The 17,068-nt window shown below is 59.3% G+C and carries 16 protein-coding genes and 2 tRNA genes; 14 read left to right on the plus strand and 4 right to left on the minus strand.

The annotated features are described in order from the left end of the window. The 11 genes from dnaA to ACZ2GY_RS00055 all read left to right on the plus strand — a co-directional run bounded on the left by dnaA (nt 1) and on the right by ACZ2GY_RS00055 (nt 11,674). Entirely contained in the window at nt 1-1,404 is a 1,404-nt protein-coding gene (dnaA, locus tag ACZ2GY_RS00005) for a chromosomal replication initiator protein DnaA (RefSeq protein ID WP_277358070.1), read from the plus strand. A gap of 454 nt (nt 1,405-1,858) precedes the next feature. Further along, nucleotides 1,859-2,983, plus strand: a complete 1,125-nt coding sequence (gene dnaN / locus ACZ2GY_RS00010; protein ID WP_277358071.1) for a DNA polymerase III subunit beta — start codon at nt 1,859-1,861, stop codon at nt 2,981-2,983. A gap of 41 nt (nt 2,984-3,024) precedes the next feature. Then, complete coding sequence (gene gnd, locus ACZ2GY_RS00015; protein WP_056545603.1) at nt 3,025-3,912, plus strand: phosphogluconate dehydrogenase (NAD(+)-dependent, decarboxylating); 888 nt, start codon at nt 3,025-3,027, stop codon at nt 3,910-3,912. Nucleotides 3,913-3,929: 17 nt separating this feature from the next. Next, entirely contained in the window at nt 3,930-5,111 is a 1,182-nt protein-coding gene (recF, locus tag ACZ2GY_RS00020) for a DNA replication/repair protein RecF (RefSeq protein WP_471672618.1), read from the plus strand. Between the two features lie 25 nt (nt 5,112-5,136). Further along, nucleotides 5,137-5,694 carry a DciA family protein gene (locus ACZ2GY_RS00025; RefSeq protein WP_277358073.1) on the plus strand — a complete coding sequence of 186 codons (558 nt, stop codon included), beginning with the start codon at nt 5,137-5,139 and terminating at the stop codon, nt 5,692-5,694. Nucleotides 5,695-5,942: 248 nt separating this feature from the next. Continuing rightward, on the plus strand, nt 5,943-7,997 hold the full coding sequence (gene gyrB / locus ACZ2GY_RS00030; protein ID WP_404800710.1) for a DNA topoisomerase (ATP-hydrolyzing) subunit B: 2,055 nt from the start codon (nt 5,943-5,945) through the stop codon (nt 7,995-7,997). 82 nt (nt 7,998-8,079) lie between these two features. After that, complete coding sequence (gene gyrA / locus ACZ2GY_RS00035) at nt 8,080-10,713, plus strand: DNA gyrase subunit A (protein WP_471672619.1); 2,634 nt, start codon at nt 8,080-8,082, stop codon at nt 10,711-10,713. Further along, entirely contained in the window at nt 10,710-11,243 is a 534-nt protein-coding gene (locus tag ACZ2GY_RS00040) for a DUF3566 domain-containing protein (RefSeq protein ID WP_056545612.1), read from the plus strand. The genes gyrA and ACZ2GY_RS00040 overlap by 4 nt, the downstream gene beginning before the upstream one ends. 82 nt (nt 11,244-11,325) lie before the next feature. Then, a tRNA-Ile gene (locus tag ACZ2GY_RS00045) sits at nt 11,326-11,399 on the plus strand. 40 nt (nt 11,400-11,439) lie between these two features. Beyond that, nucleotides 11,440-11,556 (plus strand): DLW-39 family protein, encoded by a 117-nt coding sequence (locus ACZ2GY_RS00050; RefSeq protein WP_235563158.1) that lies wholly within the window; start codon nt 11,440-11,442, stop codon nt 11,554-11,556. A 45-nt stretch (nt 11,557-11,601) separates the two neighbouring features. Next, a tRNA-Ala gene (locus tag ACZ2GY_RS00055) sits at nt 11,602-11,674 on the plus strand. A 54-nt stretch (nt 11,675-11,728) separates the two neighbouring features. Here the strand turns inward: ACZ2GY_RS00055 and ACZ2GY_RS00060 are convergent. Together ACZ2GY_RS00060 and ACZ2GY_RS00065 are read right to left on the minus strand one after the other, a co-directional pair. Beyond that, complete coding sequence (locus tag ACZ2GY_RS00060) at nt 11,729-12,544, minus strand: glycosyltransferase family 2 protein (protein ID WP_471672620.1); 816 nt, start codon at nt 12,542-12,544, stop codon at nt 11,729-11,731. Nucleotides 12,545-12,675: 131 nt separating this feature from the next. After that, nucleotides 12,676-13,479: a hypothetical protein gene (locus ACZ2GY_RS00065; protein WP_277358076.1), complete on the minus strand. Its 804-nt coding sequence runs from the start codon at nt 13,477-13,479 to the stop codon at nt 12,676-12,678. A gap of 153 nt (nt 13,480-13,632) precedes the next feature. On the opposite strand from ACZ2GY_RS00065, the gene ACZ2GY_RS00070 reads away from it, so the two are divergent. After that, nucleotides 13,633-14,175 carry a peptidylprolyl isomerase gene (locus ACZ2GY_RS00070; protein WP_056545617.1) on the plus strand — a complete coding sequence of 181 codons (543 nt, stop codon included), beginning with the start codon at nt 13,633-13,635 and terminating at the stop codon, nt 14,173-14,175. Nucleotides 14,176-14,415: 240 nt separating this feature from the next. Beyond that, nucleotides 14,416-15,048 (plus strand): rhomboid family intramembrane serine protease, encoded by a 633-nt coding sequence (locus tag ACZ2GY_RS00075; RefSeq protein ID WP_346027791.1) that lies wholly within the window; start codon nt 14,416-14,418, stop codon nt 15,046-15,048. A 153-nt stretch (nt 15,049-15,201) separates the two neighbouring features. On the opposite strand, the gene ACZ2GY_RS00080 is transcribed toward ACZ2GY_RS00075, so the two are convergent. After that, a complete protein-coding gene (locus ACZ2GY_RS00080) occupies nt 15,202-15,909 on the minus strand; it encodes a FadR/GntR family transcriptional regulator (protein ID WP_346027792.1) in 708 nt (235 codons plus the stop codon). A 166-nt stretch (nt 15,910-16,075) separates the two neighbouring features. Between ACZ2GY_RS00080 and ACZ2GY_RS00085 the strand changes: the two genes are divergently transcribed. Next, nucleotides 16,076-16,588 carry a gluconokinase gene (locus ACZ2GY_RS00085; RefSeq protein WP_277358079.1) on the plus strand — a complete coding sequence of 171 codons (513 nt, stop codon included), beginning with the start codon at nt 16,076-16,078 and terminating at the stop codon, nt 16,586-16,588. Between the two features lie 79 nt (nt 16,589-16,667). Here the strand turns inward: ACZ2GY_RS00085 and ACZ2GY_RS00090 are convergent, their stop codons facing one another. Then, on the minus strand, nt 16,668-16,913 hold the full coding sequence (locus ACZ2GY_RS00090; protein ID WP_471672621.1) for a cell division protein CrgA: 246 nt from the start codon (nt 16,911-16,913) through the stop codon (nt 16,668-16,670). Between the last annotated feature and the right edge of the window lie 155 nt (nt 16,914-17,068).

The raw sequence follows: 17,068 nt of genomic DNA on the forward strand, positions 1-17,068 counted from the left end.
GTGAGTACAGACGAGATCAATGATGTAGGAAGCTCCTGGCGCAAGGTCATCCGAACCCTGGAACAGGACGAGCGGATATCTCCACGTCAACGTGGGTTCGTGGTGCTGGCGCAGGCACAGGGACTCATCGGGACAACCCTGCTGGTGGCCGTTCCGAATGAACTGACCCGCGAAGTTTTGCAGAGTCAGCTGAAGAGCCAGCTCAATGACGCACTAAAAGACGTTTTCCGAGAGGATATCCAGTGCGCGTTCGTCATTGATCCGGAACTCACTCCGATCATTGAAGAAGAACCGGAAGAGATTCCGGAGGAAAGTGCGCCGCGGGACCAGACGCCATCGCCCACTCCACCGAGCAACTCCCATGAGTTCGGGCGACTGAATCCTAAATACATCTTCGACACCTTCGTCATTGGTTCATCGAACCGGTTTGCGCATGCGGCCGCAGTGGCGGTCGCCGAGGCGCCGGCCAAGGCGTACAATCCGCTCTTTATCTACGGCGATTCCGGGCTGGGTAAAACTCACCTGCTACACGCCATCGGCCACTACGCCCGCCACCTCTACACAGGGATCCGGGTTCGCTACGTAAACTCCGAGGAATTCACGAACGACTTCATCAACTCAATTCGCGATGATGAAGGCACAAGCTTCAAGCAGACGTATCGGAACGTCGACATCCTGCTCATCGATGACATTCAGTTCCTCTCCGGCAAAGACCGTACACAGGAGGAGTTCTTTCACACCTTCAACGCCCTGCACAACCACAGCAAGCAGGTGGTCATCACCTCTGATCTTCCGCCCAAGCAGCTGTCCGGCTTCGAGGAGCGGATGCGTTCGCGCTTCGAGTGGGGGCTCCTTACTGACATCCAGCCGCCGGAACTGGAAACCCGGATCGCCATCCTTCGTAAGAAGGCAATCAGCGAAGGAATGAGCGCACCCGATGAGGTGCTTGAGTACATCGCGTCGAAGATCTCCACGAACATCCGTGAACTCGAGGGTGCGCTGATCCGCGTAACAGCCTTCGCCAGCCTGAACCGCCAGGCGGTGGACAAGAACCTGGCCGAGATCGTGCTCAAGGACTTGATCAGTGACGACGGCGCCCAGGAAATTACATCGTCGCTGATCATGGCGCAGACAGCTGAGTACTTCAACATCACTCTTGATGACCTGTGCAGCAAGTCGCGAACGCGCACGCTGGTCACGGCACGGCAGATTGCGATGTACCTGTGCCGTGAGCTGACCGATATGTCACTACCGAAAATAGGCCAAGAGCTGGGAGGACGGGATCACACCACTGTCATCCACGCTGACCGCAAAATTCGCGAGCTCATGGCGGAACGCCGGGCCATCTACAACCAGGTGACCGAACTGACCAACCGGATAAAGCACCACCGGAAAGATTCATAGGACCTCTGGTACATACCTCAGCCGCGCGTGAATTAACATCTGTGGAAACAATTGTGGATAACTACCGGATTCCCGTGGACGTTAATGAGGACAACGCCAGGGAAGCCTGTGGACCGCTGAATTACGGCTATCTCATGCACAGCACACCTGGTACTTCTCCGTCTTCAGCTCACATGCTGTACACAGGGAGAATCCGCGGAAATGCCAGTACTGGGAAGGTTATCCACAGTATCCACAGGAGTTATTAACACTACTGATCCTTAATCCATCGATCTGTTCCAAATAACATTTCCCCTCCAGGCCATCCGGCAAGACTGTCCGCTGTGTCGCGCTAAGCTGTGACTCAGTAGAGTTGACGCTTGCTCACGCCTCCTCCTTCGCCCGCAAAGAATCGTCGGACAGGTCGAGGCCGAGTGGCTTCCCCCATGTACCTCGCGAAAGGCGGCACCCTTCAGTGAAATTCCGAGTCGAGCGCGATGTCCTGGCTGAGGCCGTCACATGGACGGCGCGTTCCTTGTCACCGCGTCCTCCCGTACCGGTGCTGTCGGGACTGTTGATCAAGGCGGGTGCAGGCAGTCTCAGCTTGGCCAGCTTTGACTACGAAATCTCAGCTCGTTTGGAAATTGCCGCTGATGTAGCCGAAGAAGGCACCATTCTCGTGTCCGGCCGGTTACTCGCTGACATTTGCCGCAGCCTTCCGTCCGCACCGGTTGAGGTAGAGACTGACGGATCCAAGGTCACACTGACCTGCCGTAACAGCCGCTTCAACCTGGCGACGATGCCGGAAGCGGAGTATCCCGAACTTCCAGCGCTGCCGGAGGTCAGCGGCGTCGTCGACGGCGATGCTTTCGCCGAAGCCGTTTCTCAGGTCATCATCGCTGCCAGCAGGGATGACACACTGCCCATCCTCACCGGTGTACGGATGGAAATCGAGGAAGACCTGATCACCTTCCTCGCCACCGACCGTTATCGCCTGGCGTTGCGTGAACTCTCCTGGAAACCGACGAATCCTGGAATCTCCACCAGCGCCCTGGTCAAAGCCAAGACGCTGAGCGAAGTGGCAAAGACCCTGGGCGGATCCGGAGATCTCAACATCGCGCTGTCTGACAACAGTGAACTCATCGGCTTCGAAAGTGGCGGCCGGCGAACCACCTCTTTGCTGGTTGACGGCGATTACCCCAAAATCCGGTCCCTATTCCCGGACAGCACACCCATCCATGCAACGGTGGAGACGAGTTTGCTGGTCGAAGCAGTCCGTCGTGTGTCCTTGGTGGCCGAGCGGAATACGCCTGTGCGCCTCGCTTTCAGTGCGGGCCAGGTGGTACTTGACGCCGGTACGGGTGAGGATGCCCAGGCATCCGAAGCCATCGAAGCTACCCTGGACGGCGAGGACATTACCGTTGCCTTCAACCCCCATTACCTGAGTGAAGGTCTTGGTGCCTTCAGCAGCCGCTTCGTGCGGTTCTCCTTCACCACCCCGCCCAAACCCGCTGTTATCTCGGCGCAGGAAGAGGCAACCGGCGCTGACCGGGAAGATTACAGGTACTTGTTGATGCCGGTGAGGTTGCCAAACCAGTAGCAGCGAGACCGTCCATCCCACCGAAACCCATGGAGGATACTTTGCACATCGGCCTAATCGGACTCGGAAAAATGGGACATAACATGCGGGAACGGTTGCGTTCCAAGGGCATTGAGGTCTCCGGTTACGACCGCAATCCGGATGTATCCGACGTCGCAAGTCTTGATGAACTGATTGCTACGATCCCCACTCCACGGGTGGTCTGGGTCATGGTCCCGGCTGGAAAGATTACCGATCAGGTGATTGCCGAGTTGGGAGAGAAGCTCTCCGAGGGCGATCTCGTGATTGATGGCGGCAATACCAAGTTCAGTACCGATCAGGAACACAGCGAGCAGTTGTCACTCAAAGGCATTGCCTTTGTTGATTGTGGGGTCTCCGGCGGTGTATGGGGCCTTGAGAACGGATATGGGCTGATGGTCGGCGGAGCTGCCGAGGACGTTGAACGGGTGATGCCGGTCTTCGATGCCTTGCGTCCGGAAGGTGACCGCGAAGAAAGCTTCGTCCATGTGGGAGACACCGGTGCGGGACACTACGCAAAAATGGTGCATAACGGGATTGAGTACGGTCTGATGCAGGCTTACGCCGAGGGCTACGAACTGCTCGAGGCAAAAGACATCATCAAGGATGTACACGGGACGTTCCGCGCATGGCAAAAGGGTACAGTCGTGCGGTCCTGGCTACTGGACCTGTTGGTGAAGGCGCTCGAGGAAGACCCGAAACTCACCCAGGTTGGCGCTTACGTTGAGGACTCAGGCGAAGGGCGGTGGACGGTTGAGCAGGCTATTGCCAATGAAGTGGCCGCACCAGCCATCACTGCTGCGCTCTTTGCCCGATTCAGCTCGCGGCAGGAGGATGCACCCTCGCTGAAGATGGTTGCGGCCCTGCGCAACCAGTTCGGCGGCCATGCCGTACGCCCTCCCCGCAAGTGAAAAATGATTGAGCAACGGTGTACGTCCAGCATCTCTCACTGACCGATTTCCGTAGTTATTCCCAGCTTGAGGTCGCCCTGGAACCAGGAGTGACGGTGTTCGTCGGGCAAAACGGCGTCGGGAAGACCAATATCGTCGAAGCCATCGGTTTCCTCGGGTCCCTCTCGTCCCACCGGGTGAGCTCCGACAAACCATTGATAGCCTTCGACGCTGAGCGGGCGTTGGTCCGTGGGCGCCTGGTACGCGGAGCACAAGCCACGAGTGTGGAGCTGGAGATCAACGGCGAGCGGGCCAATCGCGCCCGTATCAACCGGGCCAACCCGGTTCGGGCACGGGACGCCGCAGGTATCCTGCGTACGGTTCTCTTTGCACCGGAAGACCTCGCTCTCGTCAAGGGAGATCCGTCCAACCGCCGCCGGTTCCTGGACGAACTGATGGTGCAGCTGGTACCGCATCATGCCGGCACACGAGCGGACTACGAACGGGTCTTGAAGCAGCGCAACGCATTACTCAAATCATTGCGGGGGCGCAGGCTGACCGATGCGCATGAGGCCACTTTGGAAGTGTGGGACCAGCACCTTGCGGCGGTTGGTTCACAACTCCTCCATGCCCGACTCGCCGTTCTGACCAGACTTCTGCCGCATATCCAAAAGGCCTATCGCGAGCTGACCGACGGCTCGAAAGTTGCAACAGCCGCTTACCGTTCGTCCCTGGTCGGTCCGGTTTCCGATGACGACGACGGCCAGGCACCTTCTTCGGCCGAAGACCTCGGCACGCTCTCCATTGAACACATCACTGAGCGGTTTTTGACGACAATCAGGGAGCAGCGGCGCCGCGAAACCGAGCGTGGTATCTCATTGGTGGGGCCGCACCGCGACGAGGTGGAGCTCATGCTCGGTCGTGCCCTGGTCAAGGGGTATGCCTCGCACGGCGAAACCTGGTCGATGGCGCTTGCGCTCCGCCTCGGTTCGTACTACCTCCTGACCGATGATGATCAGACCCCGGGATCCACGCCAGTCCTGATTCTCGACGATGTGTTTGCTGAACTGGATACTGATCGCCGAGAGCGGTTGGCCTCTGTGGTGGTCGGAGCTGAACAGGTACTGGTGACCGCTGCGGTTGGAGCGGATGTACCTGCTGCGTTGGCAGGCCGCCAGTTCGAGGTAGTACCGGGGGGCTTCAGTGAAGTACCGGCCTGAAGATAATCGTACAGCGCCGGGTGTTATGAAGGCACAACCCAATGACGACGCCGGCACACCCCTTGCGGATGATGCCGGGGAAACACCTGCCCAGGATGCACCGCGGCTGTTGTTGAACCGACTCCGTGACGCGTCTGCAGCGCGTGGTGATCTTCGCGCGCCGGCCGCCCGCCGTCGTCGTACTGGGAATGGTGCTCATCATCCTAGAGGTCAGGAGTCCTACACCGGCAGGGATCCGCAGGGAGTCGGGGCCGTATTCGGGCGGCTCCTTAGTGAGCGAGGCTGGAATTCGCCGGTAGCCGTGGGGTCGGTCATGGCGCGGTGGCCGGAACTGGTCGGGCAGGAAATCGCCAGCCACTGTACTCCCGAAAGCTTCCACGAAACAACGGTTCTCGTGCGCTGCGACTCCACCGCCTGGGCAACGCAGCTCAGACTGATCAGCCCTGACCTTTTACGCCGCTTCGAACACGAGCTGGGCACAGGTGTTGTGACGGCCATGAAAATTGTCGGGCCGTCGGCTCCGTCCTGGCGAAAAGGGGGCCGATCGGTTCCCGGCAGAGGTCCCAGGGACACCTACGGGTGACCTGCTGACCGGTTATCTGCGGATCCGCTGATGAGCGGCGTGCAGCGCCGAGCGGACCCCAGCGGACGTATACGCCCCCACAAGACCCCCCGCTGAGAGCTTAAATAGCTGTTTATTCGCCGTTAGGGGGCAATTGAGGCTCCGTTGTCGGCCACTGCACGGTAGAATGACAGGTGCAGGCATTCCTTTTGGGATGCCTTCATTCTGAGACTGGGCAACATTAGGACAACGAGGAGTCGACAGCGTCAGTGGCTAACGACAACGAAGTGGAATCTGCCGGACTGCCGGAAACCGGCGCCGGCGCACCCAAAGGTTACGGCGCAAGCGACATCACAGTCCTTGAGGGGCTGGAAGCGGTTCGAAAGCGGCCCGGTATGTATATCGGGTCCACTGGTCCCCGCGGCCTGCACCACCTTGTCTATGAGGTTGTGGATAACTCTGTGGATGAGGCACTCGCGGGATACTGCGACCACATCAAGGTGGCGCTGCTTGCTGACGGCGGCGTCCGCGTCATCGACAATGGCCGCGGTATTCCGGTTGATATGCACCCGACCGAGGGCAAACCCACCGTTGAAGTAGTCATGACTATCCTGCACGCAGGCGGGAAGTTCGGCGGTGGAGGATATGCCGTATCCGGTGGCCTCCATGGAGTGGGTATTTCGGTTGTGAATGCGCTTTCCTCCCGTGTCAACACGGAAATTAAGCGTCAGGGCCACGTCTGGAGGCAGTCCTTCGAGGATGGTGGAAAACCTGTCGGAAAGCTCGAAAAGGGTCCGGAGACCACCGAGACCGGTACCACGCAGACTTTCTATCCGGATGCCTCAATCTTCGAGTCGGTTGAGTTCGATTTCGAGACGTTGCGGGCGCGTTTCCAGCAGATGGCCTTCCTGAACAAAGGCCTGCGGATCAGCCTTGTGGATGAGCGCGTGCCTGAGGTGGAGACCGAGGAAATTACGGACGCCGCCCACGCCGAGGCAGAACAGTCCGAAGAGAACAAGCACCGCCATGTCGAGTACCTCTATGAGAACGGCTTGCTGGACTACGTCAAGCACCTGAACTCATCGAAACGCGTTGACATCATCCACGAGGACGTCATTGCGTTCGAGACTGAGGATTCGGACCGCTCCATCGCCGTCGAAGTGGCAATGCAGTGGACAACGGCGTATTCCGAAAGCGTTCACACCTACGCGAATACGATCAACACCCACGAGGGTGGAACCCACGAAGAGGGTTTCCGCGCAGCTATGACATCGTTGATCAACCGTTATGCGCGTGAGAAGAACATCATCAAGGAAAAGGATGACAACCTCACGGGTGACGACATCCGTGAAGGGCTTACCGCCGTCATCTCGGTCAAGCTGTCCGAACCACAGTTCGAAGGGCAGACCAAGACCAAGCTGGGCAACTCGGAAGCCAAGGGATTTGTGCAGCGCGTGGTCACGGACCAGTTGGGTGACTGGCTCGAACGTAATCCCGGGCCTGCCCGCGATGTCATCCGCAAGTCCATTCAGGCAGCCCAGGCGCGGCTGGCTGCGCGCAAGGCAAGGGAGTCCACCCGGCGGAAGGGCCTGCTGGAATCCGGCGGGATGCCGGGCAAGCTCAAGGACTGCCAGTCGAAGGACCCATCGAAGTCTGAGATCTACATTGTCGAGGGAGATTCCGCAGGTGGCTCGGCCGTTCGCGGTCGCAATCCGGAAACGCAGGCAATCCTCCCGTTGCGCGGAAAGATCCTGAACGTTGAGCGTGCCCGGCTTGACCGTGCGCTGAGCAACACCGAAGTCCAGGCGATGATCACCGCCTTCGGAGCCGGCATCGGTGAGGATTTCGACGTCGAGAAGGCCCGCTATCACAAGATCGTCCTGATGGCAGATGCCGACGTCGATGGTCAGCACATCACCACGCTGTTGCTGACGCTGCTTTTCCGCTACATGCGGCCGCTCATCGAGAATGGGTATGTGTACCTGGCGCAGCCGCCCCTGTACCGCATCAAATGGTCCAACGCTGCGCACTCCTACGTATACAGCGACCGCGAGCGGGATGAAACCATCAAGATGGGCCTTGCCAATAACCAGCGTCTCCCCAAGGAAAACGGGATCCAACGTTACAAGGGCCTCGGCGAGATGGACTACACCGAGCTCTGGGACACCACGATGGATCCTGACAACCGCACCTTGCTGCAGGTCACTATGGATGATGCCGCTGCAGCCGACCAGATTTTCTCTGTACTGATGGGTGAGGATGTCGAGTCTCGCCGCAACTTCATCCAGCAGAACGCGAAAGACGTACGGTTCCTCGACATCTGAGCGTCATTGAGTAGCCCCGGCCGGGCACGCAGCTATCTGCTGGCCCGGGTCCTGACACGCATTCACGAATGGAACGAACTAGATGAGTGACGAAGTAACGCCTGAGGTTCCGAGCGGTACGCCCATTGAAGGTGCAGTGCTGACGGACCGTGTCGAGCAGGTAGACCTGCAGACCGAGATGCAGCGGTCCTACTTGGACTACGCAATGGCGGTCATTGTCGGTCGCGCGCTGCCTGACGTGCGTGACGGTCTGAAACCCGTTCACCGTCGCGTTCTTTATGCAATGTTCGACGGCGGCTACCGCCCCGACCGCTCGTTCAACAAGTGTGCGCGCGTTGTCGGTGAGGTCATGGGCCAGTACCACCCGCACGGCGACAGCGCTATCTATGATGCACTCGTCCGGCTGATCCAGGACTGGACCATGCGGTACCCGTTGGCCCTTGGTCAGGGGAACTTCGGATCGCCGGGTAACGACGGCGCGGCAGCCCCCCGGTATACCGAGACCAAGATGGCACCGCTGGCCATGGAGATGGTCCGCGACATCGACGAAGAGACTGTCGACTTCCAGGACAACTATGACGGAAAAAACCAGGAACCCACCATCCTGCCGGCGCGCTTCCCGAACCTGCTGGTCAATGGATCCTCCGGTATTGCCGTCGGCATGGCAACCAACATCCCGCCGCACAACCTGCGTGAGGTGGCGGACGGTGTGCAGTGGTATCTGCAGAACCCGACTGCCAGCAAGGAAGAACTGCTTGAGGCGCTCATCCAGCGCATCAAGGGACCGGATTTCCCTACCGGAGCGCAGATTCTTGGCCACAGGGGTATTGAAGACGCCTACCGGACAGGCCGCGGTTCAATCACCATGCGCGCCGTGGTCAACGTGGAGGAAATTCAGGGTCGTACCTGCCTGGTCGTAACCGAGTTGCCCTACCAGGCCAATCCGGACAACCTGGCGATCAAGATTGCCGATCTCGTCAAGGACGGGAAGGTTTCGGGGATCGCCGACCTCCGGGATGAGACCTCGGGCCGCACGGGCCAGCGCCTGGTCATTGTCCTGAAGCGTGATGCCGTGGCCAAAGTAGTGCTCAACAACCTCTACAAGCACACGCAGCTCCAGGACAATTTCAGCGCCAACATGCTGGCGATCGTGGATGAGGTCCCCCGCACCCTCAGCCTGGATGCCTTCATTCGGCACTGGGTGACGCATCAGCTCGAAGTCATTGTCCGCAGAACCAGGTACCGCCTGCGGAAAGCGGAAGAAGCCGCACATATTCTGCGGGGACTGCTCAAGGCACTCGACGCCCTCGATGACGTGATCGCCCTTATCCGGAGATCTTCGACCGTAGAGGACGCACGCAATGGGCTGATGGGTCTGCTGGACATTGACGAGATCCAGGCTCAGGCGATTCTGGACATGCAGCTGCGGCGGCTCGCCGCCCTGGAGAGACAGAAGATCCAGGATCAGCATGCCAAGCTCGAATCCGAAATCACCGAGTACAAAAAAATCCTTGCCTCCGAGGTACAGCAACGAGAAATCGTCTCTACGGAGTTGCAGGAGATCGTCGACAAGCATGGTGATGACCGCCGCACCGAGATTCTCATGGGGTACGACGGCGATATGAGCATGGAAGACCTCATCCCTGAAGAGGAGATGGTGGTCACCATCACCCGCGGTGGTTACGTCAAGCGGACTCGTAGTGATAACTACCGCCAGCAGGCTCGGGGCGGTAAGGGTATCCGTGGGGCGCAGTTGCGCGGCGACGACGTCGTCGAACACTTCTTCGTCACCACGACGCACCATTGGCTGCTGTTTTTCACCAACCTTGGGCGCGTTTACCGCGCGAAGGCGTACGAGCTTGTGGAAGCGGCACGCGACGCCAAAGGTCAGCATGTAGCGAACCTGTTGGCATTTCAGCCTGACGAAACCATTGCGCAGGTACTTGATCTGCGCGATTACCAGCAATCCCCTTACCTGGTGCTGGCAACCAAACGCGGCCTGGTCAAGAAGACGCGCCTCGAGGACTATGACACCAACCGGTCCGCGGGTGTTATCGCCATCAACCTGCGTGACGGTGATGAACTGGTGTCAGCTCAGCTTGTGTCCGAAACCGACGACATGATGCTGGTCTCCCGGAAAGGGCAGTCACTTCGCTTCAGTGCCACCGATGAGGCGTTACGCCCGATGGGCAGGGCTACCTCGGGAGTGACCGGCATGAAGTTCCGGGAAGAGGATGAGCTACTGGCGGCCAACGTCGTGAGTGATGACTCCTACGTGTTCATCGTGACCGAGGGCGGCTTCGCGAAGCGGACCAAGGTCGATGAGTATCGGGTGCAGGGCCGTGGTGGCCTGGGCATCAAGGTAGCAAAGCTTGCTGACGTGCGCGGCGATCTGGTTGGGGCCCTCATCGTGCAGGAAGAAGACGAAGTCCTCGTTGTTATGGGCGGCGGCAAGGTGGTGCGGTCATCGGTGGCCGGCGTTCCGGCGAAGGGCCGTGACACCATGGGCGTGATTTTCGCGAAGCCGGACAAGTCGGACCGGATCATCGCTGTTGCCCGCAACACGGAACGTGGACTCACGGTGGATGAGGAAGTTCCGGTAATGGGTGTGGATGACACTGAATCTGCGCCGGTTGCTCCTGATGAAGTACCGTTGTCGTCAGAAGAAACGGCTGAGCCGGAGGCTGAGTCAAGCGATATTGGAGGTTCCGAGTGAGTTCTGCCAACTCAAATCCGCGCACGACTGCGGGCAGCGCTGTGCGGTCGTCGGGCGGCGGACCTCGGGTCAACCCGCCCGCGCGGCCCACCCAGCGTCCGGCTTCATCAGGCGCAAGGCCGGCGGGAAACCGTCCTGGGCTGGTCAAACCCGCACCGAAGGCCAAGGCTCGCAAAGCGCGTCTGCTGGTCAGCAAGATCGATCCGTGGTCCGTCCTCAAAATGTCATTCCTGCTTTCCGTGGCGCTGGGCATTGTTACGGTGGTTGCGGCGATCGTCATTTGGACTGTGCTAGACCTCACTGGGATCTTTGATCGGGTGAACCAGCTCCTTGGAGAGATCGCTGGATCAGAGGGAGCCGGCTTTGATCTGCGCCAGTTCGCATCTCTGGGTCAGGTTGTCTCGTTCGCCACCATCATCGCCGTCGTGAATGTAGTGCTTCTGACCGCCCTGGCCATGCTTTCGGCGGTTCTTTACAACATTTCATCGACCCTTGTCGGCGGAATCGGCGTGACGCTGACGGACGACTGATCTGCCGAAATCGATGCGGGCCTCAATTTGTGGATCGCTGAGGCCCTACTGTAAAGTCGTATTTCGGCCCGATGAGGTACGGGGGCGTATAGCTCAGGCGGTTAGAGCGCTTCGCTGATAACGAAGAGGTCCCAGGTTCAAGTCCTGGTACGCCCACGGATCGTGAAACCGGCAGGCAACTGCAAGGAGGAGCACTGTGAAGAAGTTGCTGGTAGCGGCAGCTGCTGTTGCAGGAGTTTTCGCCTACAAACGGTGGCAGGAGTCCGAGAAGGAAAAAGAAGTGTGGAGCAGCGCGACTGATCCAGTCGAGTAAAACTTCACCGCCTGGTCGGGGTATACTGATCAGGTTCCGTTTTACGGGGGCATGGCGCAATTGGTAGCGCACCTGCTTTGCAAGCAGGGGGTTCGGGGTTCGAGTCCCCGTGCCTCCACCGAAAGATAAGGGCTCCAGTCGAAAGACTGGGGCTCTTGTCTGTTAACGGTGGCTAACGGTTCGCCGCTGTGTTTCGGGCTGCACGCGCGGTGTGCACGGCACGCAACACCTTCGCTGGGTAGTAGATCGACATGAAGATCAGCATCGGAATTTTCAGAACTTTCTTGTCAATCTGATGCGCTCGGTAGGTGCGGTCGAACCTTGTGACGTAATAGCGGTAGTCCTTGGGCGAATTCTCGAGGCGCCGGGCTGACATCCCGCTCACCATGCCGGGGATGTACCGGATGATCAGATCCTGTTCTGCAAGGTGAAGAGAGAGGTCTATGTCCTCATGCATCTCGTCCTTTTCATCAAGACAGGTGTACTCACGGATCTGTTCCCATGCCGTCCTGCGAAGCGCCATGTTGGAGCCGAAGAGAAAGTGGTACTGGTTACGTGCGAGCTTCAGCACGAGTTGACGCATTTTGTCATCCGCTTTCAGCCCCCACCGCCGCATCGGCATGTCATAGTAGACAACCGGTCCGGTCGCGGCGGCTACGGTTGGATCGCTGAACCCTGCCTGAACGGTTTCGACCCAGTCGGGTTCCAGGACGGAGTCGGCATCAATTCGGCCTAGTACGTCTCCTGTTGAGTGGTTCAGCCCATAGTTTCGGGTAGGTATGAGACCTTGCTTGTCATCTTGCTCCAGCAGGCGGATCGGGCTCTCAGGGTATTCGAGCTGCATCTGACGGACAATGTCGGCAGTGCGGTCAGTAGAGCGATTGTTCACGACCAGAATCTCGTGTGCCGGCATTGACTGATAGATGGCCGCGACGAGGCACTGGCGGATGACGCTTTCTTCGTTGTACGCCGGGATGACTATCGACACGGACGGCTTCGCGGTGTGCACGGCCGTAAATCTATCACCGGCCGGTCAGACTAAGACCCCAGACATCAAAAAAGCGGGAAAGATCCTCCGATAGGTGGACCTTTCCCGCTTTTTGCGGGGCGTCAACGAACCTAGACGGCGGGACCCTTGGGTGCGCCGGCGCCGTCGTCCGACTTTTCGGCTGCGCGGTCAGCGGCTTCCTTGATGTCGTTCACAGCCTGCTTGGCCTCTTCATTGTGCGCAATGTCTGCAACAGGAGTCGGTTCAACCGGAGCTGGGGTTTTCCAGGGATCCTCCACAGGCTGTGAAGCGCGCCAGATGGCAACTCCAGCTGTCAGGGCGGCGGCGATGATGCCGACAATCAGCCAGCCCTTCCCGCCCTTGCGCTGCTTGCTTCGCCTGAGGTCTTTCGCGGCGCGCTGGGCGGCGACAACGGCTGCTTTCTGGTACTTCTTTACGGCCTTTTTGTCACCGGTAACCTTGGTCACCACACCGGCAACTCCAGCCGGGATGGTAGCAGCAGCCAAAGTACGCGACGCTGAATCTGCGGCATCACCAAGCCGGTATGACACAGCCGGGATGTATTCACTCACGACGCGGTCGCGCGCGTGGTGGATGGCCGGGGTTGCGCGGTCCAGGGTGCCCTGAATGCGGGGCGCCGTGCCGTCGACGAACTGGTTGATGCGCGGACCTACGCGGTCCAGGCTCTCCTGAATTCTAGGGGTGACGACGGCTATGCCGTCTGACAGACCCTGTGTTGCCCGGTTCACGCCCTGCTGGATCCTGGGCGAGGCCGTCTCGATTCCTCGCTCGATTCGCGGCGTCACCCATTCTCTGGCGGCATCCACTCGCGGAGCGGCCCAATCCCGTGCCGTTCCGACGCCCATCAGAACGTTGTTCTCAAGGCTGCGGACAACGCTTTCGGATTTCTTCACAACTACCTCCCATGGATAGTGACTGTTGTTAGTCAGCCTACGTGCTATCCCGAGGTCCATGCTATCCGTGCGTTGGTTTCACAGCTTTTTCACTGTACGCGGAACGTGGTCGTTCCGGGAGATACCACGGGTGTGCGTGAAAGAATGGATCCCATGACAGCTATAGCTACTGCACACGCAACTATTCACACCAGCCTTGGAGACATCAAGGTGGAGCTTTACGGCAACCACGCCCCGAAGACCGTCAAGAACTTCACGGGCCTCGCTACCGGTGAGATCAAATGGACTCACCCCAGCACGGGCGAAGAGACCAACGCACCGCTCTACGACGGCACCATTTTTCACCGCGTCATCAAAGACTTCATGATCCAAGGTGGCGACCCCCTTGGCCAGGGCATCGGCGGCCCGGGCTACAAGTTCGACGATGAGATCAACCCCGACCTTGACTTCAGCGCTCCCTACAAGCTGGCAATGGCCAATGCCGGCCTGCAGAATGGCCGCGGAACCAACGGCTCACAGTTCTTCATCACCTCCGTTCCCACCACGTGGCTGCAGGGGAAGCACACCATTTTCGGCGAGGTCAAGGACGAGTCATCCCGCGCCATCGTCGACCAGCTCAACTCGATCCCCACCGATGGACGCGATAAGCCTCTCGAAGATGTCGTAATCAACAGCATCACCATCGAGCAGGCCTAGCACCGTATGACCTATGGAATCCCGGCGGGCCAGCCGGATGAGGACGTTCCCGTATGCCCACGCCACCCGGACAGGGTGAGTTATGTGCGGTGTCAACGATGTGGCAGGCCCGCCTGTCCGGAATGCCAGCGTCCGGCGGCCGTCGGGATTCAGTGCGTCGACTGCGTGCGTGACGCACAGCGCCACAGTCCGGCCACGCGCACCATCTTCGGCGGAACAGTGCGGCAAGGGAAACCGCTGGTGACCTTTTCGCTCATCGGAGCCTGCGTAGCGTTGTTCCTGGCCCAACTAGCCATCCCCGGGGTGACGGACCTATTGGCGTACGCAGGAATCTATACCTCCGGCATCATCACTCCGGAACCCTGGCGCATGATCACCGCCGCGTTCCTTCACTCCACAGGATTCCTGCTCCATATCGGTTTCAATATGTATGCGCTGTGGATCATCGGACAGGCTCTTGAACCCCTGCTGGGGCGGGCAAGATTCCTCGCCCTGTACCTGATCGCTGCCTTCGGCGGATCGGTGGCGGTACTCCTGCTGACCAATCCGCTGCAGGGCGTTGTCGGGGCATCAGGGGCGGTGTTCGGACTCTTCGGGGCCATGCTCATTGTGCAGAGGCGGCGTGGCGGTGACGTACGGCAACTGGTTGTGCTCATTGCAATCAACACCGTCCTCGGGTTTGTGGTATCGGGAATCTCCTGGCAGGCACACCTTGGCGGTCTGATGGCCGGAAGCGCTGCCGCGGCCATCATCGCCTACACGCCGCGGAGTTCGAAGCGCTCCCTGATCCAGTGGTCAGGACTGGCCGCGCTGACGGTTGTCCTCCTTGTTCTTACGTTTGTCGGTGCAAGCCTGGTGACGTTCCCCGCCTAGTTTTCCACAAGGGTTATCCCCAGTGGGGAAAACTTACACACATGTAATTCCACAGGTGTGGATAAGCAGAACCCACGGATTTCAGAAACGGCCCGAAGAATTGCACCGAGTTACCCACAGCTGTGGATAACTCGGTGCACAACCTGTGCACGACTACGTAACCGCTTCCTGTACTTCGGCCAGCAGGTTCCGCATCTCTGTTTCGGCTGCGTCAGGGTCGGATCCGGCGATCGCCGCCGCGACGGCTTCGTGGCTGGCAAGCGAATACTCACGGGGTGTGCGGGGCATCAACCCCTGGGTGGTCCTTCCCCGGAGAACTTCCGTGACAACGTCATCGAGCGCGGAGAACATCTCGTTACCGCTGGCCAACAGGAGTAGGGCGTGGAATTCGATATCCACGGCTAGAAACTCGTCAAGACGGCCCGCTTCGCCGAGTGTGCGCAACTGCTGGGCGAGGTTCACAACGACGGCGCGTTGCTCTTGGGTTGCATTGCGCGCTGCTCCCGCCGCAGCAAGCGGCTCAACTGCGCATCGCAGTTCCATCAGGCTCTTGAACTGCCGTGCGCGGGATGTTCCCTCCAACCGCCAACGGATGATCCGCGCGTCGTAGACATTCCAGTGACGAGGGGCCTGAACCACAATTCCGACGCGGCGTTTGCTGAAGACGAGGTTCATGGATTCGAGAATCCGCATGCAGTCGCGAATCACGGTTCGTGAGACCTTGAAGCGCGCCTGTAGTCCCTCGATTGTCAGCCGTCCCCCGGGTTGTAGCTCACCGCTGACAATGCTGCGCCCCAGCTCCTCGATGATGCTGCTGTACTTTACGGCGGCCGCCGGTGCCCGGCCTTGCGAAGACAGCACCACTGATTGACCTTTCCGAGGGGTAGGGATGGGATCAGAATAAGCCGGGACGCCGGCGATTCAAAGGTCGCATCTTTACTTTCGGTAAAGGTGCTACCTTTATAGCCGAGTAGATTGAGCGTTGAGTCGCAGGCGGCGGAAACGACCAGAAAGTCGAGGAGACGGCGTGGAGTCACGAATGCATCTGGTGATTATGGGCGTGTCAGGATCAGGCAAAACGACGATCGCCACTGCACTGGCGGAGCGCCTCGGTTGGATCTATGCCGAAGCGGACGAGTTTCATTCCCCTGAGAACATCACGAAGATGACCCAGGGTATTGCTTTGACCGACGAGGACCGCAAACCCTGGCTTGATTCAATCTCGCATTGGATCAGCGAGAAGAGCGCCAATGGAGAATCCACCATCGTGACGTGCTCGGCGCTGCGAAGGCGTTACCGGGATGTTCTGGCCGCTGCCGACGGTGACATCCGGTTTGTTCACTTGCTCGGCGATGTTGACCTCATTCGCTCACGCATGAAGACGCGCACCGGGCACTTCATGCCTGAATCCCTGCTGCCATCGCAGGTCAGCACCCTCGAAATCCTCGAGGAGAACGAGCGCGGGCTCACCATCGACAATGTCGGCACACCCGCGGAAGTTACGGATCGGATCATGGCCGAACTCGGCATCATCGCCTGAGCGCATAGAACAAAGGAGGCGCCTTTCGCTCGGAAGGCACCTCCTTTCTGGCTGGATGGAGCAGCCGCTCTGGCTAGAACTACCGCCAGCGGGTGGTCATGAGGAACCCGGCGATCGCGACTCCAAAGCCAATGAGAATGTTCCAGGAGTCGATGCCTGGGATCGGGAAACGTCCTTCGGAGATGTAATAGACCAGAATCCACAACAGACCGAGCACCATCAACCCGAACATTACCGGCTTGTACCAGACCGGGTTCGGCTTCGGTTCCGCAACGGCGCGCGTCTTCGGCTCGACCTGCTTCTTGCGGGACTTCGACTCGGGCACGGATCCTCCTAGACGGTGGCTGGGGCTTCCAGCCGCTGTGTTTGTGGTCATACAGCTCGGAACCCGGCCGCGACACCAGTTATCCTGAGATGAGGACCCATGGCATCGGCGCGGTTCTAGCTGCCCATTCTAGCTAATGAATGGCCGCTGCGACG

Source organism: Arthrobacter sp. KKT183, assembly GCF_055657625.1.

Coding starts and splice junctions, on each gene's coding strand:
- ACZ2GY_RS00025 (WP_277358073.1), top strand. CDS start 5,137: ATGAAGGCACAACCCAATGACGACGCCGGCACACCCCTTGCGGATGAT.
- gyrA (WP_471672619.1), top strand. CDS start 8,080: ATGAGTGACGAAGTAACGCCTGAGGTTCCGAGCGGTACGCCCATTGAA.
- ACZ2GY_RS00070 (WP_056545617.1), top strand. CDS start 13,633: ATGACAGCTATAGCTACTGCACACGCAACTATTCACACCAGCCTTGGA.